This window comes from Mycobacterium sp. (assembly GCF_049280035.1).
Taxonomy (GTDB): domain Bacteria; phylum Actinomycetota; class Actinomycetes; order Mycobacteriales; family Mycobacteriaceae; genus Mycobacterium.
Genome location: NZ_JBAPPI010000696.1, coordinates 1 through 8,096, shown reverse-complemented (window position 1 = coordinate 8,096; position 8,096 = coordinate 1). Strand labels below are relative to the sequence as shown.

Sequence of the window (8,096 nt, the reverse complement as noted above, 5' to 3'; positions counted from 1 at the left end):
GCAGATCACACCCAATTCGGTGCTCGCCGCTACCTCGTTTACGAATCTCAGCCGCCCGCCGGGCGCACACCAGTTATCGATAACCATGACGTTTTCTCCTGCCGACCCGCCCGACCGGGTGCGACGTCTGCTATCGCGGGTTGCCGGCACGCTGCCGCAACGCAAGGCCGACAGCACACCGACCGCGGTGGCCGCCGGCAGCGGCGAGTACCGCGTCACCATCGGGTTGAAGTCGCCCGCCGATGACGGCGCGGCGCGCTCGACGTTCCTGCGATGGATCTGGTACGCGGCGCGGCGTGAGGGCTTCCACCTCGACGGCGCCGACGACGACTTCTCCACCCCGGCCCGGGTGCAGATGGCGATGCGAACTGCGGTAGCACCGGCCTTGCGGTTGAGTCTCACCGATCAACAGTCCCTGCTCCCACACGCGAAAATCGTTCGATACGGGACCGACGAAGTCGTGCAGATGGCCGGTGAAGTGCCCACCGCGATGACTTTTTTGATTAAAGGCAGCGTCCGGCTGACAACCACTACCGAAGACGGTGCTGTCCTGTCAGTCAGCGTGCTTGAAGAAGGTTCATTCGTCGGGCTGACCACCTTGACCCGTCAACCAAGTCTGACTACGGCGTATGCGCTGGAAGAAGTGACTGCCCTGGAGATCGACCGCGAGCACATCGAAGATCTGGTCATGCGCTCACCTTTGCTGCTTCAGGAGCTGGGCCGCATTATCGAAGACCGGCGAAAGGAATCATCGCGGACGGGTTCTCGTGAGCGCATCGGCAGCCCTCAGGCGTAGTCGGCCGGCCGAAACCGTCTGGGGTGTCCGATGCCGGTAGGGGGCCACTACTTCGCCGCAGACGCCGACGCGCACGACGAACTCGCGCGGCTGCGGCTATTAGAGAACGAGTGCGATCCCCATACTCGCCGCTACCTCGACGCCATCGGCGTCGGTCCGGGCTGGCGCTGCTTGGAAGTCGGTGCGGGCGCGGGTGCGATGGTGCGCTGGCTCGCTGAGCGCGTCGGCCCGAGCGGGCGTGTGGTCGCGGCCGACATCGATCCGAGATACCTCGGCGACTTGAGCCTGCACAATGTCGAAGTGCGTGAGTGCGACATCACCCTCGACGAGCTCGAGCCCGCGTGCTACGACCTGGTTCACTGCCGGTTCGTGCTGATGCACTTGGACGACCCGGCAGCTGCCCTGCGGCGGATGGCCAGCGCACTGCGCCCGGGCGGATGGCTAGTTGCCGCGGACCCCGACAACGACGTCGCGGGGTCGGTCAATCCCGATCATCCGCTGTCTGAGCTGTTTGACTCTTGCTACCGCAAACGCGTCGAGTTCGCTTCGGCGACAAGGATTGCCGATTTCCGGTTCGGCAAGGTCTTGTTGCGGTACATGGAAGCACTCGGGCTAGCGGAGATGGGCAACGAGGGCATCGCGCGTGTTGTACAAGGTGGCGACCCGTTCTCTGATATGTGGATCAAAACCTGGCAGCGAATCGACGATGCGGTCATCAATCACGGCGTTCTCAGCGAGGCGGAGGTGGGCGAAATGCGCCGCGCCTACCTGGACCCGACCTTCACGTACCGGACCCAGCTGACCCAATCTGTCTGGGGACGCAAACCGCTGGCGAACTAATCGCTCACTTGTGCTTGTCGTGGTGCTCGACCAGGGCTAGCTTCTCGGCGCTGTCGGCATAGCGCTCCGCGAGATCGGCAATCAGCCCTTCGTCGGTCAAATCAAGAGGACGCGAATTCTCCCAGTCATGTCGAGCCACCTCGTGCAAGCGTTCGGTGCAGTCATCGTCGCGCACTTCGATGGCGAGCTCACGCCGGCTATCGAAGCTGCCCGGGGCCAGGTTGATTGACCCAACGATGCCCCGAATGCCATCGGCCAGAATCATTTTGGCGTGCAGTTTGAGATGCTTGAGCCGGTGGATCTTGACTCCGACGTCATCGAGGATCCGCAGGCCGCCGACTCCCTCAATGAGCTTGTCCTTCTTGAGGGTATGCGGCGGGCGAGCCATCACATGAACTTTCACGCCACGACGCGCGGCGCGCACCAGACGCTCGATGATGATGGCATCTTGATAGCGCTCATTCTGGATGAACAGGAAATGCCTTGCTTCGTCAATGAATTCGGCGATTCGATCCCGCCCGTTGGTGGGACACCAAATCAGGTGCGAGCGCGCTTCAGGGTCAAAGGCCTGTCGGCTCCAATCGGCCTCAAAACAGTCGGTGATCTCCTTCACCTCGGCGTCGCGCGAGGTCACCACGGCGTAGTCCCGGGTCTCGGTGAAGTTCTCGGTTGCCCAGTTCAGCGACTTGACGAAGGCGTGCGTGTCATCGACCACCATGGACTTCTCGTGGGTGAGGTCGAAAGCTGGGTTGCTGTCCAGAACCTCGACCCCGCCTTCGGTCAGCGCCGCGCGCGCGTCCTCGTTGTCCGCCTCACCGCTGCGCCGGGCGGGATTCAGCATCACCTGAACCTTGACGCCACGCTTTTGGGCGGCGATCACCGCTTTCAACAACTCCGGATCAGAGAACACGAACATCTTGATTCGCAGCGACTGCGTTGCGCCGTTAATGGCGTCAAGCACAGGCCGGGACGAGTCGTCGGGGAGAACGATTATCGAATGTGACATTTGACCTCCACGGGGATGCCTGAAAGCGCGGCCTACGCCGAGGTTTCCTCGTACTGGATGCGATGCAGGCCAGCGTAGACCCCGTTGAGCGCCAGCAACTGCTGATGGGTGCCGTTCTCTGCGACCACGCCATCCTTGAGGACGATGATGTCATTGGCGTCGCGGATGGTGCTCAGTCGATGCGCGATGGTGATCACCGTCCGGCCCTTCATCAGCCGTTCCAGGGCCTCGACCACAAGTTGTTCGGACTCGGTGTCGAGTGCTGCGGTCGGCTCGTCGAGGATCAAGATCGGGTTGTCGCGAATGATCGCGCGGGCGATGCCAATTCGTTGCCGCTGGCCACCGGAGAGCGTGAGACCACGCTCACCGACCGCGCTGTCGTAGCCGTTTGGCATGCGGCTGATGAACTCATGGGCATTGGCCAGTTTCGCCGCCTGGACAATTTCGTCCTCGGTGGCCCGGGGGTGGCCGTAGGCGATGTTCTCGCGGATAGTGCCTCGGAACAGGACGGTCTCCTGCAGTACGAAGCCGATGTGCTTGCGCAGTTCGTGCAGCTTATAGTCCCGGACGTCGACGCCGTCGATCTTGATGCTTCCGGAGTCTCCGTCGTAGAACCGGGGGATGAGGCTCACCACGGTGGATTTCCCGCTGCCGGTGGGGCCGACGAATCCGACCAGTTGGCCCGGCTTGATAGTGAAACTGACGTCGCGCAGGACCGGACATGCCGGGTCATAGCCGAATGACACGTGCTCGAATTCGATTTCACCGCGCAATGTCCCTGGCTCGATACCATCGGGACGATCCGGAATAATGGCGTCGGCATCAAGAATCGCCCGGACCCGCTCCACGCCCACCGACGTCTGCGCGATCGTGTTGGTCATCGTGGCGAGGTCCTGCACCGGCTTGAAGAACATGGCCATATACGAAAGAAAGACGGTGAGGGTGCCGACCTCCATGGCGTCCGCCAACACCAGTGATGTACCCCGCCAGAGCACCAAACCGGTGCATATCGCGACCACGATGGAGACGAGGGGCGCGAGCAGTGCCTTGATCCGACGGGCCCGTAGCGCTGCCTCGATGGTCTGTTTGCCGACCCGGCTCAGTTCCGCCTCCTGCAGGTCCTCGCGCTCGAATGCCTGCACGACTCGAACGGATTCCAGGCCCTGCTGCACTGCGCTGACGATGTCGGCCTGGCGTAGTCGCACTTCGTGCGTCGCCTTCTTCACTGCCGTTCTGACTCGCGAGACAAAGAAGAGCAAGAACGGCGTCACCACAAGGGCGATCAGCGCGAAATCCCACCTGATCGCGAACATCACGCCCAAGAAGCCCACGATGTTAAGCGCATCAATAAGCATCTCGGTGATGGAATCGGACGCGAAGCTCTGGATGGTGTCGACATCGTCGTTGATGGTGCTGACTATCGCGCCAACCTGGTGCGTGTCGTAGTAACTGAGTGAAAGCCGCTGCAGATGGTGGTAGGTGCGGGTGCGCAGATCGTAGGCAACCCACTGGCCTACCGTCTCGGTGTAGTAGGTGGCGATGTAGGACGCCACGGCGTTCAGAACAGCGATCATTATGAAAAAGAGCGCCGCAAGCTCCGCGATGTGCATTTTGTTTTTGCCGCCCAGCATCGGCAGCAGCTCAGTCATCCAGTGCGGAAGTGGGTGCTTGGCCACGACCACGTTGTCGAGGATGACCTTCAGCGGCCAAGGGCCGGCCAGGCTCATGGCCGTTTGCATCAGCATGGCCGCCAAGATGATCGCAATGACCCGGCGGTAAGGCCGGACCAAGTCAAGGATCAGGCGCGTCATAGCAACCTTCTTCCTTTACCGAAGGCGGACGTGATCCCAACTCACATCTCTGTGTACTCGAATTGCAGCCCCTGCGCGATGAAGCTACCAGCGCAAAGGACGATCTGGTGCTGATTTCGCGCAAAACCGGCCCTGCTCAACGCAGTAACGCTGTCGGGTACAACCGGTTAAGAGCTAAGCACTGTATCGCCGAATTCGCCTCTCTGCCGCTTTCGCGGGCCTTACCCTTAATCGGCAGCATGTGTGGCGCGTAGCGCGGAGGTCTAATGCACAGCTCCAGAATTGAGCCATTGACGGCGATCACGTCGCGCGTCGTTATCCCGATCGTTTTCGTCGCAGTTGCCGCGGTGGTGGTAGCCGGATTCATCGGCGCCGAACCACCGGCCACCCAGGTGATCACGGCGGTGCCTGTCGGACCGAATGGCGAACCGATCAACGGTTACCGATTGGCGCCGTCGCAAAGCAATGTCGACAACGTGGCCGACTGCACCACACCGTCTCCGGCTGCGGTGGCCGATGACATCTACTATTGCTCACCCAGCGCGGCCGGCGCTGACGTGTGCTGGCCGTCAACACCGGGGTCCCTGCTGTGTGGGGACGATCCCTGGGACAAAGAGCTGCATCGGGTGAGCTACACCGATGCGCTGCCGCATGTTCAGCCCGTCGCCGCGCCACAACCCTTTGCGCTGCTGCTCGACGACAACACTCACTGCCGCTTGCGCAACGGGGGCGCCTGGGGCGGACGGCCAGACGGCTATGTCGGGGCCTACGGTTGCGACGCGGCCAACTCAAACCTCGCCGTCCTGGTGTTGCCCAGCCAGGGCGCCACTGCCGCGATCGATCGCTCCATGCCGGTATGGACGGTCAAAATCGGCCAACTCGGATCACCCACGGCGGACTTCCCGCCGCCCCAAACGCACTCGGTGACCACCGCATGGTTCGCCGGCGATTTCGTGCCCGTCTGACAACCGTAGGGAGGCCAGCAGATGAGCGGCATATCGAGGCGTGAGTTCGGGCGGCTCGCCGCCGGGGTGGGAGTGCTCGGCTTGGGTGCGACGGCGGTGGCATGTGGGCCGTCCACACCACCGGAGCAAACCGAGACCGCCACCCCGGTGCCGGATGCCCGGACCGGGCCAATCAGGCTGACGCAGGCTGATCTGAACCGGATCATCGGCAACCACGCCCACACGCTGCTCGACAACCTGCATTCCAAGACCAACCAACCGGGGGCCAACTACGGAATCGCGGTGACTTTCGCGTATCCGAATCACCAATTCAACCCCTATTACATGTTCGGCACGGTGGCCGACCAGACCCCGCCCACGCCGAGAACCCTGTTCTGCATCGGGTCGATCACCAAGACTTTCACCACCGCGCTGTTCGCCAACGGGGTCGTGACAAACCCGGGCTGCTTCGATTGGGATGCGGGCCTGCAGCGCTACCTATCCGGATACCTCGGCGGCACTGGCAATCTCAGCCAGACAATGCAAAAGATCACCCCCCGGATGCTGGCCCAGCACACTTCCGGTTTGCCCACTCCATCCGGCAGTCCCCAAGACGGCGTCGGTCTATTCCAAACCAGCCCGTCGGCGCCGCCGCCTGGGCTGCTGGACTTTTGGCGGACCCACAACGGTCTGCCTCCGGGCAGTTGCTGGCGCTATTCGGATATGGGTTTCATCACGTTGGGCTTCACCACAGTGTCGGCCTACGGCTGTGCGGCGGGGGGCAATCCTCCACCGGCACAGGCATATTCGGCCCTGCTGCAGAGCCAGATCACTGGGCCGTTGAACATGCCCGACACGGTGACGATCGTGCCCGGCGGTGCTCCGGTGGCGCAGGCCTATCCCGACGGCGGCCAGATGGTCTCCGCCAGCGCGGCTTCGGATCTCAAGTCATCGGCCACCGATATGCACACCTGGCTGCTGGCGCATCTGGGCGCGCCCAACGGATCTACTCCGCTGATGAAAGCGCTGGCATCGACCACCCAGTCGTCGCCGCTGTCGCTCAACCAGTGCGGCGAATCCCAGCGGGGACCTGCGAATATGGGCCTGGCCTGGCAGGTCTCGCCCGACCCGCCGCGGATTGTCTGGAAGGACGGCCTGACGTCCCTGGGCGGCTGTTCGTGTTGGATCGGTATGACCATGGGCGGTCCCAACGAGGAGCCGCTGGGCATCGCGGTGCTGGCCAACACCTACTGGACCAAAGGCCAGCCGAACATCATCGCCGACAACGCCGGAATAGCGATGCTCAAAGAGATTTCAGCTGCCATCTAGTGCGACGTGTGAGCGTCCGCACGGAGCGAACCCTGGCCTGCCGGGCGCTCATCCTAAGGTGAAATAGGGCCGTGTCAACCGGGCGGTAGGAAACTCGATACCCTGGGTTAATGAGTGTGCATGCTCCGTCGGCCCCCGCCTTGCGCGAACAGGTGCACCAGGCCGCGCGCCGGGCGCGGGTCGCCGCCCGCGTGCTGGCCTCATTGCCGACGGTCGCCAAGGACCAGGCCCTGTTTGTCGCCGCGGAGGCAGTCATCGCCAACACCGACCGGATCCTGGCGGCTAACGCCGAAGATTTGAACGCGGCGCGGGCCGCCGAGACACCGACCGCGATGATCGACCGGTTGGCCCTGGACCCGAAGCGCGTCGACGGAATCGCCGCCGGCCTGCGCCAGGTCGCAGGACTGCCCGACCCGGTCGGAGAGGTGCTGCGCGGCTACACCCTGCCCAATGGGCTGGCACTGCGCCAGCAACGGGTGCCATTCGGCGTGGTCGGGATGGTCTATGAGGGCCGGCCCAATGTCACCGTCGATGCGTTCGGTTTGGCGCTCAAGTCCGGCAACGCCGCGCTGCTGCGCGGCAGCGCATCCGCGGCCAATTCCAACGAGGCGCTGGTCTCCGTGTTGCGCGCTGCGCTGCGCAGTGAAGACTTGCCCGCCGACGCCGTTCAGCTGCTCTCGGCCGCCGACCGCTCTACCGTTACCCACCTGATCCAGGCCCGCGGCCTGGTCGACGTGGTGATCCCGCGTGGGGGAGCAGGCCTGATCGACGCGGTGGTCCGTGACGCGCAAGTGCCGACTATCGAGACCGGTGTCGGCAACTGTCACGTCTACGTGCACGATGCCGCCGACCTCGAGATGGCTGAACGGATCCTGCTCAACTCCAAGACGCGTCGGCCCAGCGTCTGCAACGCCGCCGAGACGCTGCTGGTCGACGCCGCGATCGCGGGGCAGGCCTTGCCGCGACTGATCTCGGCGCTGCAAGACGCCGGCGTGACGGTGCATCTCGACCCCGACGAGGCCCACCTGCGCCGCGAATACTTGGCGATGGAGATCGCGATCGCGGTTGTCGATGGTGTCGACGAGGCGATCGCGCACATCAACGAATACGGCACCGGCCACACCGAAGCCATCGTGACCACCAATATGGCTGCCGCCCAACGGTTTACCGAAGCGGTGGATGCGGCCGCGGTGATGGTCAACGCGTCGACAAGCTTTACCGACGGTGAGCAGTTCGGGTTCGGCGCCGAGATCGGCATCTCCACGCAGAAGCTGCACGCCCGCGGCCCGATGGGACTGCCGGAATTGACCTCGACCAAGTGGATCGTCTGGGGAGACGGTCAGACCCGCCCAGCCTGAATTCCTTAGGAG

Annotated in this window: 7 protein-coding genes; 5 read left to right on the top strand and 2 right to left on the bottom strand. The window is 63.4% G+C overall.

What is annotated here, in order from left to right:
* A partial coding sequence (locus tag WAN71_RS22380) for a cyclic nucleotide-binding domain-containing protein (protein WP_422227430.1) occupies window positions 1-796 on the top strand: 796 nt, incomplete at its 5' end.
* A gap of 30 nt (window positions 797-826) precedes the next feature.
* Window positions 827-1,636 carry a class I SAM-dependent methyltransferase gene (locus WAN71_RS22375; protein ID WP_422227429.1) on the top strand — a complete coding sequence of 270 codons (810 nt, stop codon included), beginning with the start codon at window positions 827-829 and terminating at the stop codon, window positions 1,634-1,636.
* A 4-nt stretch (window positions 1,637-1,640) separates the two neighbouring features.
* On the opposite strand, the gene WAN71_RS22370 is transcribed toward WAN71_RS22375, so the two are convergent.
* On the bottom strand, window positions 1,641-2,642 hold the full coding sequence (locus tag WAN71_RS22370) for a phospholipase D-like domain-containing protein (protein ID WP_422227428.1): 1,002 nt from the start codon (window positions 2,640-2,642) through the stop codon (window positions 1,641-1,643).
* 32 nt (window positions 2,643-2,674) lie between these two features.
* Window positions 2,675-4,453 carry an ABC transporter ATP-binding protein gene (locus WAN71_RS22365; RefSeq protein WP_422227427.1) on the bottom strand — a complete coding sequence of 593 codons (1,779 nt, stop codon included), beginning with the start codon at window positions 4,451-4,453 and terminating at the stop codon, window positions 2,675-2,677.
* A 266-nt stretch (window positions 4,454-4,719) separates the two neighbouring features.
* Here WAN71_RS22365 and WAN71_RS22360 point away from each other — a divergent pair, with 266 nt between their 5' ends.
* The 3 genes from WAN71_RS22360 to WAN71_RS22350 all read left to right on the top strand — a co-directional run bounded on the left by WAN71_RS22360 (window position 4,720) and on the right by WAN71_RS22350 (window position 8,084).
* The gene (locus WAN71_RS22360; protein WP_422227426.1) at window positions 4,720-5,418 is read left to right on the top strand and encodes a hypothetical protein; all 699 of its coding nucleotides are present in this window, start codon (window positions 4,720-4,722) and stop codon (window positions 5,416-5,418) included.
* A 21-nt stretch (window positions 5,419-5,439) separates the two neighbouring features.
* Entirely contained in the window at window positions 5,440-6,726 is a 1,287-nt protein-coding gene (locus tag WAN71_RS22355) for a serine hydrolase domain-containing protein (protein ID WP_422227425.1), read from the top strand.
* Between the two features lie 110 nt (window positions 6,727-6,836).
* Window positions 6,837-8,084: a glutamate-5-semialdehyde dehydrogenase gene (locus tag WAN71_RS22350; protein WP_422227424.1), complete on the top strand. Its 1,248-nt coding sequence runs from the start codon at window positions 6,837-6,839 to the stop codon at window positions 8,082-8,084.
* The last annotated feature ends 12 nt before the right edge of the window (window positions 8,085-8,096 follow it).